At 45.6% G+C, this 15249-nt stretch carries 14 protein-coding genes; 7 read left to right on the top strand and 7 right to left on the bottom strand.

The window, feature by feature from the left end; translation table 11 throughout:
• Position 1: 1 nt before the first annotated feature.
• From CSUNSWCD_RS01160 to nusA, 4 genes are all read right to left on the bottom strand, one after another.
• Positions 2-1213 (bottom strand): minor capsid protein, encoded by a 1212-nt coding sequence (locus tag CSUNSWCD_RS01160; RefSeq protein ID WP_009492793.1) that lies wholly within the window; start codon positions 1211-1213, stop codon positions 2-4.
• 28 nt (positions 1214-1241) lie between these two features.
• Positions 1242-3818, bottom strand: coding sequence for a DNA polymerase III subunit gamma/tau (locus CSUNSWCD_RS10850; RefSeq protein WP_244263904.1), 2577 nt, complete (start codon positions 3816-3818; stop codon positions 1242-1244).
• A gap of 542 nt (positions 3819-4360) precedes the next feature.
• Entirely contained in the window at positions 4361-5368 is a 1008-nt protein-coding gene (locus CSUNSWCD_RS01150) for a hypothetical protein (RefSeq protein WP_009492789.1), read from the bottom strand.
• Positions 5369-5683: 315 nt separating this feature from the next.
• Positions 5684-6784, bottom strand: a complete 1101-nt coding sequence (nusA, locus tag CSUNSWCD_RS01145; protein WP_009492787.1) for a transcription termination factor NusA — start codon at positions 6782-6784, stop codon at positions 5684-5686.
• A 149-nt stretch (positions 6785-6933) separates the two neighbouring features.
• On the opposite strand from nusA, the gene CSUNSWCD_RS01140 reads away from it, so the two are divergent.
• From CSUNSWCD_RS01140 to CSUNSWCD_RS11370, 7 genes are read left to right on the top strand one after another with little or no spacing between them, the layout of a single operon-like run.
• On the top strand, positions 6934-7176 hold the full coding sequence (locus CSUNSWCD_RS01140; protein WP_002949978.1) for an HP0268 family nuclease: 243 nt from the start codon (positions 6934-6936) through the stop codon (positions 7174-7176).
• Positions 7173-8483 (top strand): tRNA (N6-isopentenyl adenosine(37)-C2)-methylthiotransferase MiaB, encoded by a 1311-nt coding sequence (gene miaB, locus CSUNSWCD_RS01135; protein WP_009492786.1) that lies wholly within the window; start codon positions 7173-7175, stop codon positions 8481-8483. Before CSUNSWCD_RS01140 ends, miaB begins: the two co-directional genes overlap by 4 nt.
• Complete coding sequence (locus tag CSUNSWCD_RS01130) at positions 8473-9099, top strand: lysophospholipid acyltransferase family protein (protein WP_009492785.1); 627 nt, start codon at positions 8473-8475, stop codon at positions 9097-9099. The genes miaB and CSUNSWCD_RS01130 overlap by 11 nt, the downstream gene beginning before the upstream one ends.
• Positions 9096-9548: a hypothetical protein gene (locus tag CSUNSWCD_RS01125; protein WP_009492784.1), complete on the top strand. Its 453-nt coding sequence runs from the start codon at positions 9096-9098 to the stop codon at positions 9546-9548. Before CSUNSWCD_RS01130 ends, CSUNSWCD_RS01125 begins: the two co-directional genes overlap by 4 nt.
• A 56-nt stretch (positions 9549-9604) precedes the next feature.
• Complete coding sequence (locus CSUNSWCD_RS01120; RefSeq protein ID WP_009492783.1) at positions 9605-10606, top strand: hypothetical protein; 1002 nt, start codon at positions 9605-9607, stop codon at positions 10604-10606.
• Positions 10599-11129 (top strand): hypothetical protein, encoded by a 531-nt coding sequence (locus CSUNSWCD_RS01115; protein ID WP_009492782.1) that lies wholly within the window; start codon positions 10599-10601, stop codon positions 11127-11129. Before CSUNSWCD_RS01120 ends, CSUNSWCD_RS01115 begins: the two co-directional genes overlap by 8 nt.
• Positions 11116-11643, top strand: a complete 528-nt coding sequence (locus CSUNSWCD_RS11370; RefSeq protein WP_009492781.1) for a hypothetical protein — start codon at positions 11116-11118, stop codon at positions 11641-11643. The genes CSUNSWCD_RS01115 and CSUNSWCD_RS11370 overlap by 14 nt, the downstream gene beginning before the upstream one ends.
• Before the next feature lie 409 nt (positions 11644-12052).
• Here the strand turns inward: CSUNSWCD_RS11370 and tilS are convergent, their stop codons facing one another.
• Genes tilS through panC form a run of 3 tightly spaced genes read right to left on the bottom strand, consistent with a single transcriptional unit; the run spans position 12053 to position 15171 of the window.
• Positions 12053-13039: a tRNA lysidine(34) synthetase TilS gene (gene tilS, locus CSUNSWCD_RS01105; RefSeq protein ID WP_009492779.1), complete on the bottom strand. Its 987-nt coding sequence runs from the start codon at positions 13037-13039 to the stop codon at positions 12053-12055.
• 1 nt (position 13040) lies between these two features.
• A complete protein-coding gene (gene rimO, locus CSUNSWCD_RS01100) occupies positions 13041-14348 on the bottom strand; it encodes a 30S ribosomal protein S12 methylthiotransferase RimO (RefSeq protein WP_034964045.1) in 1308 nt (435 codons plus the stop codon).
• A gap of 1 nt (position 14349) precedes the next feature.
• Complete coding sequence (panC, locus tag CSUNSWCD_RS01095) at positions 14350-15171, bottom strand: pantoate--beta-alanine ligase (RefSeq protein ID WP_009492777.1); 822 nt, start codon at positions 15169-15171, stop codon at positions 14350-14352.
• Positions 15172-15249 lie beyond the last annotated feature (78 nt).

Below are 15249 nucleotides of genomic sequence, written 5' to 3'. Positions count from 1 at the left end.
GTTATTCAATATAAACGACCATAACATTATCGCCGTCTATTACTTCGTCTTTTATCTCGATTACTTTAAATTTTTCACCGCCCTTTACCAAAACCTCCTTTTCCTCGTAGTCTGAGAAATCATTTACGTAAAGCTCTTTGCCTCGCGATTTTGTTTTTAGTATTATCTCTTTGTAACTTCCGTTGCGACCACTGAAATGTTTTGCTACGCTTTGCTCTAACGAAAAACTAGAAATAGCTTTATCAAAATATTCATCACCGGCTTTTAACTTCGCAAATATACTATTTTCATAAACTTCAACCTCATCAAAGCCTATTCCTCTATATATGTCCGTTCCTTTTTTGATGTTGCTTTCGTATTTATTGAATAAGTTAATAAAGTTATCAAAGCTTTCTTTTTCCTCGGGATATAACTGCTCTTTCAATGTACCGGTCATATACTCGCGGATTTTTCTACTGCTAGCCCCCGTCCAATCACGGATGGCCTCTATTTCGTTTATACTTACGTTATCTTTTGAAAATACCGTTTTTAGCGTCTTTTTCTTTACTAAATCCTCTAAATTTACGCTCCGCCCCTGCTGCGTTATCAAATCCCGCATAGTGATCTTGCCTTGCATAAATAGCTCGGCTCTGCCTTTGCCTAGCGTCTTTTCTATCGTTTCGGGGCTTTGGGTTTTTAGCCAGTCGTTAAAGCTCATATCCTGCGGCACGTAGCCGTTCATAGACGACCTCGTGCGATCATTTGCGCTATCCATACCCTCGATGCCTAGCTCGTCCCAGCTTTTAGTTACGGGTATTATGGTGCTGCGGCAATTAAAATGAGTATTTACGCGCGGTTTGCGAAACGGGAAGTTATGCCCGATGGGCTTGTAGTCTTTATCCCACATTAGGCCATCGTAAGCTCTGCATAGTTCTGACGTGCGAGTATCTAGCGTGGCTTGGTATTTGTAGCATTTTATGACGTCGTCGTTAGCCTCAAAAAAGGCTTGGCGAATTTCGCTTACTATCGCGCCCGCTCCGGTTAATGCAATCGCCGTTGCATCGCGTTTGTTTTTTTGTAAAACCTGCGCTATTCTTTGAGCTAACATCGGCGTAGTTTCACCTAGGCCCACGCCTATTTTTAGCTCGCGCTCAAGGCGCTTTTTCTGATCAGCGTTTAGGCCGTTATTCCACGCTTTGACGGTCGCGCCCTGCCAAAAATAGCAAAACGGCATGCAAATTTAACGAGCTAAATTAAACGCCTCAAATTTCTAAAATTTCAGGCTCTCCAAATAGTCGCTTGGCTTCTTTTAAAACCGCTTGATTTTTTGCAGCCTTAGGATCGGCTTGAGTTTTTGCGGCCAAATTTGACGTAGGATTTTGAGCGTTTAAATTTGTCTCGCTTGAGGACGAGTCGTCAAAATTTGATTCGCTTTGAAACTCGTCACCGATTAAATTTGTCGTATCTAAATTTTGCCTTGCGTCGGCGTTTGCGGGCTCGTTAGCATCTCGCTCAAAAAGGCCGTCGTCATACTCTGCTGCTTCGCTAAACATCTCGCTCACGTCATCAGGATCAAACGGCGGCTCGCCAAAGGCAGCCGTTTGCGGCGCGCTGTTTTGGTTAAATTTAGCTGTGCCGATTGGCTTTTGCTCCGTTTTTGCAGTATTTTGGCTCTCTAGCCGTCTTAGTTCGTCATCTAAAAACGCTAGATCCGCCCCAGCCAGGGTGCCATCATCGCTCTTAAATTTTAGCGAATATGCCTCGTTAAAATCGTGCGTGTCATCTCGCATACTCTCAAAATCGGGCGCAAATTTAGGCTCGGCCGGATGTTTTAAATTCGTCTGCGAGCTTCGCGTCAAATTTGACTCGTTTTCGTTTAAATTTAATGGCGTGGTTTTATCGCTGGGTGAGTCGCTATTTGCTTGCGTGCTCGGAGCCGCGTCATTTATATCCGTTTGCGTTTGCTGCGTCAAATTTTGCGTTTGCTCACCCTGCTCGCTGCTTTCAAATTTAGCGTCTAAATTTTGCTCCGAGGGCGTAGCCGTCCTCTCCTCGCTACCGTCCGAAAATAAATTCCCCGTCAAATTTGAGAGCTCTTGCACTTGGTCGTTTTGATTTAAATTTTCTTGCGTGTCGTCAGAGTAAATTTTGGAGCCAGCCTGGTTTGGCGTCGCCTCATTGCTCTCAGATTTTGCCGCACCACCGCGCTCGTCATCCAAATTTGCCGCACCATTTTGCTCTTGCGCCCCTATTTCTGGGCTTTGCCTGGGAGTTATCTTTATCTTTGCGCTCTCGCCAAAAAGGCTGCGCAAAATCTGCAAAATCACTTTCGATCCATCGCGAAGCCGCTTCTGATCGTCGCCCGCCGCGCTTGAGGCTAGGCTCATGCAGCCGTCTGAAAACTCCAAAAACTCTATGCAGTTTTTAAAACACTCACCAAGATCAAAGCTACGGTCGTAAATTTTGGCCAAAAACGCTTCGTAAGCGGGATTTGGAGTTTTTGCGGCGCGGGTTTGGCCGCCCGGCTCCTGCGGCGCCTTGGCATTTAAATTTGCCGAGCCGGCTAGAGTCTGAGCGCTCAAATTTCGCCCCTCAGTCGCGCTGTTTTTCGAGACGGGTTTAGCCCCGTTTGCGCCCGTCAAATTCGATCCGTCTATAGATGGTGAAATTTGACCAGTCTGCGCAGGAGCCGCAGATTTAGCCGCTTCGCCTCGTCCGCCAGCAAAATTTGACGCCGAACGGGAGCCGCCAAAATCAGCCGCGCGACCTTGCGAATCCGCAAATTTTTCCCTCGCATCCACGGCTATCATCTCGTCGATCGATTTTAGATTGATCGCCTCGATCATCATAAAAAGCATCACGCCAAGCACGAATCCGCCGTCGCTGCTGATACTTAGCATCGAGCGCGCCTGCGATAGGATCCTAAAAAATCTCTCGTATAAAAGCAGCGAGTATTTCGGGCTTTGCGCGAGAAAATTTGCCTTTAGATTGGCCGTTATCTCATCTATCACCATTTCGGCATCGTAACTCTCCAGCTGCGCTACCGCCGCGCTCACAGCTGATTTATCGCCGCTCATAACAAGTGCGAGTATCTCCTCTATGCGCTGCGGATCAAGCAGCCCCAACATCTGCGCGACGGCGCTTTGCGTTAGCTCGCCCCTAGCATAGATGATGGCCTGATCTAGCAACGTGAGAGTGTCGCGCAGCGAGCCAGCGCCGCTACGGGCGAGGATCTCGAGGGCCTCTTTTTCGTGCGGGACGTTTTCGCGGTTTAGGATAAAGTCAAGATGCGCGACGACGTCCGGGCGCGAGATCTGGCGAAATCTAAAATGCTGCGTGCGCGATAGCACCGTGGCTGGGAGCTTGAGCGGATCGGTCGTGGCTAGGATAAATTTGACGTAGGGCGGCGGCTCCTCGAGCGTCTTTAGCAGCGCGTTAAACGCGGGCGTGGAGAGCATGTGCACCTCGTCGATGATAAAAATCTTAAAGCGCGCGATCGCCGGAGCGTACTTGGTCTGCTCGATGAGCCCCTTTATATCGTCGATACCGCGGTGGCTGGCAGCGTCCATCTCGATGATGTCGATGTGGCGGCCTTCGTTTGCGGCGATGCAGTTGGCGCACTCCTCGCATGGCTGGCTAGTCGGGCCGTGATCGCAAACCAGCGCTTTTGAAAATATCCTCGCGCTCGATGTTTTGCCGCTGCCGCGAAGCCCCGAAAAAAGGTAGGCGTGGGTGAGGCGACTCTCGTCCAGAGCGTGCGTGAGGCTGGTGCTGACGGCCTCCTGGCCTATGAGCTCGCTAAAATTTCGCGGTCTATATCTAAGCGCTAATGCTTGCAACACGGATTTTTCCTTAAATTTAAGATGAGATATTCTACTTTTTTTTGGATAAAAATTTAATATATTACGGCTCGGTGCGCTGTAAGACGAGTCGGCGGGCGGGACAAATTTGGACTAATAAATTTGCCTGCGAGCGCGAATCTATCGTATGCGGGCGCTAGACGAGCAAGAGCGAAAAATCGGGCAAGCAAATTTGACGCGCGCACTTTTTGACTCTCACTGAACGGCGACAAATTTGACGAAAATAGCTCCGCCTAAATTCCGCCAAATTTAGCCGCGGCAATTTTGGTAATTTCGCGAAATTTGCTATAATCGCGCGAAAATGAAATTCAAAAAAGGGAGAAAATGAGAAAAGTTATATTATGCGTGCTTGTTTTGGTATTTGGATTTTTAGCTGTGGGTTGCGAAAGAAACGACTATCAGCACCCGATGTACCGCTCCACTAAAAATAAATAACTTCAAATCAGGCGGTTACTCGCCGCCTTAATCTTAAATTTATCTCGCTAACGTTTTTATAAAATTTGACGCTTTCGCGGCGCATTTTAAAATTTAACGTCCTCGCAGACTTCTTTTATCTTGTCGTCCACGGATTTTATTACGGTCGATTTTATGCTAACCCCCTTAGCCTTCAAATCATCCTCGTTTGCCAAAAACCATTTTCTAGTTTCGATGTAGTCTTTTAGATACTCGTTTTTATCCGTTTGACAAAAGCCGTCTATGTTTGCATGCCTATTTGTACGTATTTGCCAGTATAAAATTTGGCTTGCTATCGCGTGAATTCTTTCGTTTTCAAAGTATTCTGCCGTCTTTGCTTTGCGAGCTTTGTCGTAAATTTCGGGATACTTTGAAGAGTAAAGCGCGTTCATATATTTTATATATTCGCGCAGCTTTATGAGTCTTTCGTGCTGTTTGACGTCTTTAAGCATCTTTGGTATGTTTACTTGAGACTCATCCGACCTATAGTTTTTAGATTTGGGCTTAGAATACAGAGGATTTTTTATCCAATACGCCGTAAAATTATTCGTGAAAATAATCGATAAGTTATTAAAAGCCGCAAGCCTGATTTTTTGAAACATCTTATCCTTAGCCTCAAATTTCACCATATTTTCTATAGTTTCCCAGGCTTTTTCGTTAAATTCTATCGTCTCTTCAAAAGAATATTTGTTGTTGCCGTATAGGACGGTGCTGCCTGATGTATTCATGATATACATCATCAGCCTAAAAACATACCAGTCCGCGTACTTTTCCGCATCGTCGTCGGGTAAATTTTCTTTCCATCTTTTTATGAAATAATCCTGCAGGGCAAGCACGGGCTGGACGATAAGGCTTTTTTCATCGACAAAGGGGAGTTTGGTTAGAAAATTGCCATACACCATCATAAAATTTGCACCTATCAGCCACTCTTTTGCTTTTGGATACGACTGCCCGTCATAGAGCCACTCGCTCCTTTGATTTACGTACATCAGGGCATTGCCGACGATGAGGGCGATCAAGGCTATCAAAAGTAGCTTTTTGAGGGGTTTGGTTTGATTCGGCGATTTTGCATTCATTTTTGATCCTGCGAGGTTGTTGCGAGTATTTTACATATTGCGTCCTTAAACATTTTTAAAATTATATTTAAATGTATTGGATTTATTTACTCTATAGTTGGACGGTCTTGTAAATTCGGCGTCATTATTTTTGCGGTGCGGGTTTTGCGAGAAAAGTGTGGCAAATTTGTTGATTTATGAATAAAATTTAACGCATTAAAAATAGAAAATAAAAAAGCGGCAAATTTTAGCAGACGACACAGATCAAATTTGACCTGGACGCCGTACCTCAAATTTACCGCCCCAAACGCATGCGACCAAAAGGCTCAAATTGGGCTACAGATCGCCAAACAGCGCTTTTAGATCCTTTGCGTTTTCATCTTTGCTCTCGCCTCTAGCGCCAAGCTCGTTTAGCTCGATCTCGTAACCGGTTAGCATGCTAGCTAGCCTGATATTTATGCCACTTTTGCCGATAGCCTTACTCTTTTGCTCGGTTACTAGGCTCACGACGGCTTTGTTATCCTCGCCGATTTTTACGGAGCTGATGATCGCCGGTGCCATCGCGCGAGTGATGAGGATCGTAGGCTCTGCCGAATACTCGATCGCGTCGATATTTTCGCCGTTTAGCTCTTTTGTCACGGCGTTTATGCGCACACCCTTTGTGCCCACTGTCGCACCCACGGGATCGACGTTTGGCGAAGTTGCTACGAGTGCTACTTTAGCGCGTTCACCCGGGATTCTAGCGCTTGCCGCGATCAATACGAGGCCATCTTTGATCTCAGGCACTTCGGCTTTTAGCAGAGCTTCGAGGAATTTTGGCGATGTGCGGCTTAGCTCGACCTTTATACCCATGGATTTATCTATATAGACGCTTTTTATGACGGCTTTTACGACATCGCCAGGTTTAAATTTCTCGCCTTTTATGCGGTTTTTGCGCGGCATCACGGCTCGTAGCTCGTCTATCTCGATGAAGGTATTTTCCTCACTATCTACGCGCGTGACAGAGCCAAAAACCATGTGCCCGACCATGTCTTGGTATTTTTGAAAGATTTTTTCCTCCATCAGGCGCTGGATGTGATACTCAAGCTCCTTGTGAAGTGTCTGCGCGGCGGTGCGGCCGAGGTTGTCGGTAGATAGCTCGTATGTTAGCTCGTCGCCGATCTCTACGCCAGAGTCTACTTTTTTGGCTTCGCTTACGCTTAGAAAGTGCTCGTTATCCTCGGCCAAGCGCTCGTCGCCATCCTCTACGACGGTGATTTTTTGATATAGATGAAGGGTCTTGGTCGCATTATCGATAACCGCGTCGTATTCGTAGTTTTCGCCGTAAATTTTCTTTGCGGTATTGATAATAGCTCTTATGACGCGCTCTTTTACATCCTCGATTTCGAGCCCTTTTTCATTTGCGATAGATTCTATGATATCCGCTATTTTTTCCATATTATTTTTGCTCCGTTATTTAAAATTTGGGGGAATTTTTGAGTTAGAGGGGTATTATACAAACTTTATACTTTTAAGAAGTTTAATGCGTTTTTTATGATGAATTTGCTATATTCACAGATTAAATTAAAGATTTCAAAGGATTAAAAATGGAGCTAAAACTCGCTAGAACGCAACTTGACGCCAAACCAAAAACGATCTCTCTTGAAAAAATCGAAGCGGCATTTGCAAAAGATCCGCAACAAATTTTCTATTTCGACAGAGAAAACAGCCACAAACAACTCATCGCTTTGGTTGAATTTTTCGAGGAAAAAGGCCTTAGTGTCTATCACCGCACCGTAAAATACGGACTCGATGAAAACGACTATATGTACGAGGTGCACATCCTTTGAGCGCAGCGCAAAAAAAGCTCTTTATCCAGACTTTAGGCTGCGCGATGAATGTCCGCGATAGCGAGCACATCATCGCCGAGCTCAAGCAAAAAGAGGACTATGAGCTCACTCAGGACATCTCCGAGGCCGACCTCATCCTTATTAACACCTGCTCGGTGCGCGAAAAGCCCGTGCATAAGCTTTTTAGCGAAGTCGGCGGTTTTGAAAAAGTAAAAAAAGCGGGCGCTAAAATCGGAGTTTGCGGTTGCACGGCAAGTCACCTAGGAAGCGAAATTTTTAAACGAGCGCCTTACGTGGATTTCGTACTCGGCGCGCGAAACGTCAGTAAAATTTCAGCCGCCGTTAAGACGCCTAAATTTATCAGCACCGACATAAATCACGACGAGAGCGAGTACGCATTCGGCGAATTTCGCGGCTCTCCGTATAAAAGCCACATAAATATCTCGATCGGCTGCGATAAAAAATGCACCTACTGCATCGTTCCGCACACCAGAGGCGACGAGATCTCGATCCCGGCCAATTTAATCCTGCGCGAAGTAAAAAAGGCAGCCGAGGGCGGAGCGAAGGAAATTTTCTTGCTCGGGCAAAACGTAAACAACTACGGTAAGAGATTTTCAGGCGCGCACGAGAAGATCGATTTTAGCGACCTGCTCGTAAAGATCAGCGAGATCGAGGGCGTCGAGCGCATACGATTTACTAGCCCTCATCCGCTCCATATGGACGATAAATTTTTAGAAATCTTTAGTCAAAATCCCAAAATTTGCAAATCCATGCACATGCCGCTTCAAAGCGGAAACACTAAAGTCCTACGCGAGATGAAGCGCGGCTACACCAAAGAGTGGTTTTTAGACCGAGCCGCTAGACTGCGCGCGATGTGCCCTGAGGTTAGCATCTCAACCGACATCATCGTGGCGTTTCCAGGTGAAACGGACGAGGAGTTTGAGGATACGATGGACGTGCTAGAAAAGGTACGCTTCGAGCAAATTTTTAGCTTTAAGTATTCGCCTCGCCCGATGACCAAGGCGGCAGAATTTACTAATCAAATCCCAGACGCCGTCGCAAGCGCTCGTCTAACCCGCCTACAAAGTCGCCATAACGAAATTTTAGACGAAATCGTTGCGGCGCAAAAAGGCAAAATTTTCGACGTATATTTTGAGGAGCTTCGCGCAAACGGCGGCGTTGCCGGCAGGAGCTTTAATAACTTCCTCGTTCAAGTCGCAGGTAGCGAAGAGCTGCTAGGCAAAACGCTAAAAGTGCGCGTGAACGATCCAAAAAGAATGGTGCTTTACGGTGAGCTTGTGGGCTGAATTTAAACGAAGCGTTTTTATAAATTTAGCCCCGCGCATTATCTATTGTTTCATTTGGATTATATTTTTAACCTGCAAAAAGAGCTTTTCTAAGACAAATTTGACGAACGAGCCCTGCGTCGTGCTATTTTGGCACGGCAGGCTTGCACTGATGAGCTTTGCCTACGTTCACTGGTGGAAAAACGGCCAAAATCCGCAAAGATGCGCCAAAGTCATAATAAGCGACCACAAAGACGGCGAGATTATCGCGCGCGTGATTTCGTTTTTCGGTATCGGTGCGATCAGGGGCAGTAGCTCAAAAGGCGCTGTAAAGGCCCTCGCGCAAAGCTTTAGAGAGCTAAAAGGCGGCACCGACGTCATCATCACCCCGGACGGCCCGCGCGGCCCCTATCACAGCGTCGCCGACGGAGCCGTCGTCATCGCGCAAAAGCAAAATGCGCCTATACAAATTTTAAACTATGAAGCGAGCAAATTTTGGCAGCTAAAAAGCTGGGATAAGATGATAATCCCAAAGCCGTTTAGCGAGATTTCTTATACCCTCTCGCCGTCTTTTAGCGTGATAGGCATGGAGCTAGAAGCCGCAAGAGAGCAGATAAAAAAGGAGATGGAAAAATGAGCTCAAAGACCGTTATTTTAATTATCGGAGCGCTTTTGGCGGCTATTTTTGTCTCATTTGTTACGCTTAGTCCGTCTTACAAGAACGCACTTGGAGCCAAATTTTACTACGAAATGGGCGATTACGAAACCGCCTATAAGCTCTCAAAATCAGCCTACCATAAAGACATCTACAACAAACTAGCTCACACCGTGATGGTACAAAGCGAAATCTCGCAAAAATACGCCCTCTACATCGCTCGCTCAAACGGCTACCTAGAAAATATCCAAAAAATCAGCAAATCAGGCAAGGTAAGCAAAGTAAATTTAGACAAAATTCGCATGATGTGCGACATCGCCGTGAGCGACTATGCAGAGCTTAAGCCGTCAAATTTAACGGACTCAGACCTGCAAGAAGAAGCAAAACGAATAAGAGATAAATTTTTAACCCTACAAAAAGAGCTGTTTTAACTCTATTTTATGGCTTTTTGGGTATTATAACGCATCGTAATTTTTAGGAGAAATCTTTGCTGATACGTCGTTTTTTTAGCGTCTTATATCTTAGCGCCGTTATCCAGTCTAAAAAATGCATATTTTACGGCGAAGCATACAAGGGTGCAACTCCGATCAAAACGATAAAAAATGAATTTGACCTAGATGAGTCCGGCAAAATCTCAGACAGAATAAAAGAGTATCTAAAAAATCTACAAAAAGAGTATAAATGGGTTTATATTTCGCTGTTTTTCGACGCGCTCGAACAAGGAGCGTTTGAAGCTAAAAATGCCGAAAATCTCGAAAAACTAGGCATAAAGACAAAAGAGATAACCTGCATAAATCCCGCTAAAAATTGGCTGATCTATGCAAAACTTTCAGACGTTAAAGCCGCCGAGAGTAAATTTGGCAACATCGACGTTGATGTGCTTTACTCGCCTATTATACTAATCCAAAAAGAGATCGAAAAACTAAATTTACCAACCGCAAAGACGCTTTTTATCTATGCGTGCAAAGAAATTTTCGCCATCTGCATTACATCGGGTAACGGCGCAAAATACGCCACGGTTTGTAAGCTAGATGAGGACGACGGCGACGAGAATGTCGAATTTGATAAAGAAAACAGCGACGAGATAGATGATTTTATCACGAATGTAGACGAAAGCTTTAACAACATGGACGGTCTAGAAAATTTAGACGATATGTTAAAGACCGGCGATAGCCAAGAGGAGTTTGCCGACCTCGACTACGATATAAATATGCCAGAATCCACCGATGTAACCGCCTCGGTATCGATATTTGGGCGCGATATGAGTATGTACCGGTATATATCGTTAGCACTTAAAGAATTTTACTCAAATCCTCTATATGACGGCGATTTTATCGAAAATGTCGTGATTTTCGACGCTACAGAGAGGACGAGCGCTACGTTTTTACATTATCTAGAAAACGAACTTTTAGTAAAAACAGCTGTTTATCCGGTCGATACGCTAAAAACAATGACCGAGTTAATGAAAAAAGAGTTGGAAAATGACTAGTTATAGCTTTATAAAACCCCAAAAAAAACCTATTATTAACCTTTTTAGCAAAATTTGGCTACTTTTTATAGCTATAATCGTGTTACTTTTCGCTGCAGCAAATTTCTTTGTCGAGTTTAAAAGCAACTCGCTACGAAACGAAACGCAAATTTCAAAACAAAAACAAGAGCAGACGCAAGAGCAAATCAAGCAAGCCGACGAGCTCACTGCGCTTTTAAAGCAAAGAAGAGATAGCGCAAACGAAATAGCAGCCTCAAATGCCGTCTTAAAACAAAGCCTGCGTAATCTACTCGATCTTGTTCCCTCAAGCATCACGCTACACGAGATCTCGATGGATAAAAACTCGCTAATCATAAAAGGCACTACGCCCAGCCGCGATATTTACAATATGCTACTGGCAACGCCGTTAAAATCGATTTTTAGCACGTCAAACACCTCTTTTTATCAGCTAGATAGCGGCTGGCTAAACTTCATCAGCACAAACAAAACCGACAACTACGAGGGCAAAAATGAGCAAAGATAGAAGCCTGCAAAATATCGACATTACAAAACTGCTCATCTATGTACTTGTTTTCATAGTCGCTTGCTTAGTGATGATATTTGCATTTTTAGTGCCTAGCATCAAAGAGTACAAGCAGGTCAAATACGAAAGTCGCATGCAAATCGCCGCAAGTGCGCAAACGCAAAGGCTCTACGACGCCAAATCAAAAGCCCTAAATGAGATAAAGCAAAACGACAAAGTCGCGTTAGACGCTCTTGAAAACAAATTTGACGTAGAGAATTTTACTCAATTTGCCTCAAAGTACTTTATGAACGTAAATCTAAGCGAACCAAAAGAGGCTGTAAAAAACGGCGAAATCTCTATCTACGGACTAACCGTAACCGGCTCCATGAAAACGCCTACTAAATTTTATGAGTTTATAGATGCACTTCAAAGCTATGAAAATATCGTAAAAATCGACTTTCCGATCAAAATGCGCAAGGATGCCGAAAAAATCGACGCGACCTTTGGCGTCAAAATTTACAGCTTAAGATAAGTCTTAGTTTTTATCTCGGCTTCTTTGTATAATCTTTGAAATTTAAATAAAGATAAAAAAATACTCAAATTTAGCAACACTGCCGACTCAACGACTGCTATTTTGACTAGGCGTCTTGACAAAGCGGCAAAAGTTAACTTACAAAAATAGAAGTTTTAGAGCCAACAAAACTCACGCCGATCGATTTTAAAAACGCGTACGCAAATTCGACTAGATTTAACCGCACCAAATCACCAAATTTAATCACTCTTTTGATTCGTTTACAATCAGGTTCTAATTTATGGCAAATTTAGATTTTGATGCGCGAGTTTTTGTATAAAGGCGGCAAAGAAAAACGCATTTAAAATCGAGTTCGCTTTATTTTTGATCTTAAATTTTAGCCATTTTAGTAGCGATTATAAGCCAAAGCCTACAAAAACTCTTTAAATTTAGACAGATCCGCGCCCGCGGAAAATAAAAATCCGCGGTTTATCGGCGGGATGGCGAGCTGCCTGCACGCTTCTTTAAATTTCTTTTCCATAGCCGCTTTGATATATGGCGTTACGAAAATAAAATATTTGCCCGCACCCACGGCAACCTTGCCGCCGAGCACGCAGCCCGTGCCATTTTCTAGGCAGCGAGCGCATTCGTTTCGCTGCGCCGAGCTTAGCACGAGTCCTAGCCGCTTGCACGCCTGATCTACGCCGCGAATCTCGCCCCGGCCGCGTTTTACGAGGTAAATTTTTGGAGATGGATTAGAAATCTCAGGGGCCAAATTTAACGCATCGGCCGCCAAAAACTCAAAGCTTTTTTTCACGCCGCTAAAGTACTCGTTTAAAAACGGCTCGCTAAATTTAGCGCGAATAAAGCCTCGTTTAAACCGGCCCGTTAAATTTGTCTCGTCGGTGAAGTATTTAAGATTTCGCTCACGCAAAAACCGCTCCAGCTCGCACTTTCGTACGCCTAAAAGCGGACGAGCGATCACGTAGTCCTCGCGAGCTTCTAGCTCTTGCATACCTAGCAGCTCGCTAAGCCCAGCACCCCGCCCAAGCTGCATCAAAAACCACTCGAATTTATCGTCAAACTGATGCGCTAAGATCAAATTTTCATATCCGCGCTCGCGGCAAATTTGGCCAAAAAACTCGTATCTAGCCGCGCGCGCCTCGTGTTCAAAATTTGACTCACCCAGCTGCACGCTTTTTACATAGATTTGTTTGTTAAATTTAGCCGCTAGATCTCGTGCCGAGGCGACTTCGTCCTTGCTCTGCGCGCGGACGTTGTAGTCCACGATCGCAAGGTCAAATTTCACGCCAGCCTCGTCTAAGAGGTAAAAAAGCGCCGTGCTATCGACGCCGTGCGAAAATGCAAGCAGATTTCGCCCCGATTTTAGCTTATGCAAAACGGGCGCACTTAGCACTTTAGGCCTTTGCCGTGATCTTGCCCAGCGCCTGGCTGCCCGCTACCTGCGTGATCTCGCACCAGTAGCGACCGCCGATTTCTAGCTGCTCCACGTCGCTTTCGTTGATCAAAATTTCGCCGTCGATGTCCTTATCCCATAGCGCCTTTTTCGCGGCATAAAACATCTCGCCCTCGCTGCTTTCGCCCTCGAGCGATACGATAAATTTCTTGCCCAGCTCCTGCGCAAAGCTCGCTTCTATCGCGACACGAGTGATCTTTTCGATCTTGCTTAGGCGCTTTGAGATGATTTTGGCGGGCACCTGCTCCATCTCGTACGAGAGCGTGTCCTCCTCTTTCGAATAAGCAAACGCCGAAATGCGGTCAAATTTAAACTCCTGCAAAAACGCACAAAGCTCGTCAAATTCTGCTTCGCCCTCGCCCGGGTGCCCGACTATGACGCCCGTTCGTAAAAATGCACCGGGTGCCTTTTTCATCAAATTTAAAAGCTCTTTGATCCGCGCCGCGCCGCTTCCACGCCTCATGATTTTTAGCATTTTATCGCTTGCATGCTGGATCGGCATATCAAAGTAGTTCGCAAACACCGGCGAAGCGATGATACGCTCCACTAGCGCGTTTGAGGTGGTGCTCGGGTAGAGATAAAGTATGCGTGCGGTTTTGACGCCCTCGATCTTTTCGACCGCGTCAATGAGCGAGATGAGCCCGTCGCTAACAGCGTGATCGCGCATATACGAGCTGCTGTCTTGCGAGAGGAAGCTAAAGTCGTAGTAGCCCTTTTTTACGAGCTTTTGCACCTCATCTACGATATTTTCCAGCGCGCGGGATTTTAGCTTGCCCTTAAAGGTTGGGATCGCGCAGAAGCTGCATTTTTGATTACAGCCTTCTGAAATTTTGATGTAGGCATGGTAGTTTGAGCCCGTTATCACGCGCTCTTCGCTTGCTTGCAGGTAGGTGTCCGGGCTAAATAAATTTTGCTTTTTTAGGATGATTTCATCGATCTTGTCGTAGTCTCCGACGCCGGTAAAAAGATCGACCTCCGGTAGCTCCTTCATCAGCTCCTCGCGGTAGCGCTGCATGAGGCAGCCTGTGACCACGAGCAAGGAGCCTTTTTTGCGCGATTCGTGCATATCCAGGATCGCGCGGATACTCTCCTCTTTCGCCGAGTTTATAAAGCCGCAGGTGTTTACGATGATGACATCAGCAGAGGCGACATCTGGCGTGATCTCGTAGTTTTGCAGGCGTCCGAGCATGATCTCGGAGTCCACCAGATTTTTGTTACAGCCTAATGATACTAAGTGAAGTTTGCCCATCTTATACCCACAGATTGTCGATCAGACGCGTTTTGCCTACATACGCGGCGACTAGGATGATGGTGTTGTCCGGCTCTATTAGCGAGATCTCGTTTAAATTTCTATCCACGATCGCGACATAATCGACGTTTAGCGGCTCTAGAGTTTGTAGCATCTCGCCTTTTATCGTTTGTGCGCTTAGTTCGCCAGCCGCGATCAAATTTGAGGCTTTTTTAAGCGAATGCGAAAGCTTAAGCGCCTCTAGCTTTTGCCCCTCGTCTAGGTAGGCGTTTCGTGAGCTAAGCGCCAGTCCGTCTCGCGCGCGAACGATCTCGCAAGGCACGATCTCTAAATTTAAAAAACAGGTCTTTACGAAATTACGCACGATGAGCAGCTGCTGCGCGTCCTTTTTGCCCATATAGACGCGCTTTGCGTTTGTTAGATTAAAGAGCTTATTTAGCACGCGAAGCACGCCGTCAAAGTGTCCAGGGCGAGTCTTGCCCTCAAGCACGCTTGCTAAATTTTCAGGCGCGCTGATTAGCGGCTCGGTATCAAAATACAGCTCCCTAGCCTCAGGCGCAAACATCGCGTGCACGCCTAGCTCCTCGCAAATTTTAGCGTCGTTTTGTTCGTTTTTTGGATAGCTCTCAAAGTCCTCGCCGGCTAAAAACTGCGTCGGGTTTACGAAGGTCGAAACGATCGCGGTTTTGTTCTGCGCTACGCACTTTTTTATGAGACTAGCGTGTCCGTCGTGAAGCGCGCCCATCGTGGGTACAAAGCCGATATTTTCGGGATTTGCCGCGACGAAATCTCGCAGCTGTTCTGCTGTTCTTAAAATTTGCATTTTCTCTTCTTTGTGTTTTATTTTAACGCGCGATTATATCAAATTTTATCTTTACTCTTACAAATATGTTATAATCAC

It is taken from the genome of Campylobacter showae CSUNSWCD, from assembly GCF_000313615.1.
GTDB lineage: Bacteria > Campylobacterota > Campylobacteria > Campylobacterales > Campylobacteraceae > Campylobacter_A > Campylobacter_A showae_A.
This window is presented reverse-complemented; position numbering and strand designations above follow the sequence as displayed.

What these genes read in the sequence shown, in the direction of transcription:
- CSUNSWCD_RS01160 (WP_009492793.1), bottom strand. Translation starts at nt 1,213, where the DNA reads ATGCCGTTTTGCTATTTTTGGCAGGGCGCGACCGTCAAAGCGTGGAAT.
- CSUNSWCD_RS01115 (WP_009492782.1), top strand. Translation starts at nt 10,599, where the DNA reads ATGACTAGTTATAGCTTTATAAAACCCCAAAAAAAACCTATTATTAAC.
- nusA (WP_009492787.1), bottom strand. Translation starts at nt 6,784, where the DNA reads ATGGAAAAAATAGCGGATATCATAGAATCTATCGCAAATGAAAAAGGG.
- CSUNSWCD_RS01150 (WP_009492789.1), bottom strand. Translation starts at nt 5,368, where the DNA reads ATGAATGCAAAATCGCCGAATCAAACCAAACCCCTCAAAAAGCTACTT.
- panC (WP_009492777.1), bottom strand. Translation starts at nt 15,171, where the DNA reads ATGCAAATTTTAAGAACAGCAGAACAGCTGCGAGATTTCGTCGCGGCA.
- CSUNSWCD_RS01140 (WP_002949978.1), top strand. Translation starts at nt 6,934, where the DNA reads ATGGAGCTAAAACTCGCTAGAACGCAACTTGACGCCAAACCAAAAACG.
- CSUNSWCD_RS11370 (WP_009492781.1), top strand. Translation starts at nt 11,116, where the DNA reads ATGAGCAAAGATAGAAGCCTGCAAAATATCGACATTACAAAACTGCTC.
- CSUNSWCD_RS01125 (WP_009492784.1), top strand. Translation starts at nt 9,096, where the DNA reads ATGAGCTCAAAGACCGTTATTTTAATTATCGGAGCGCTTTTGGCGGCT.
- rimO (WP_034964045.1), bottom strand. Translation starts at nt 14,348, where the DNA reads ATGGGCAAACTTCACTTAGTATCATTAGGCTGTAACAAAAATCTGGTG.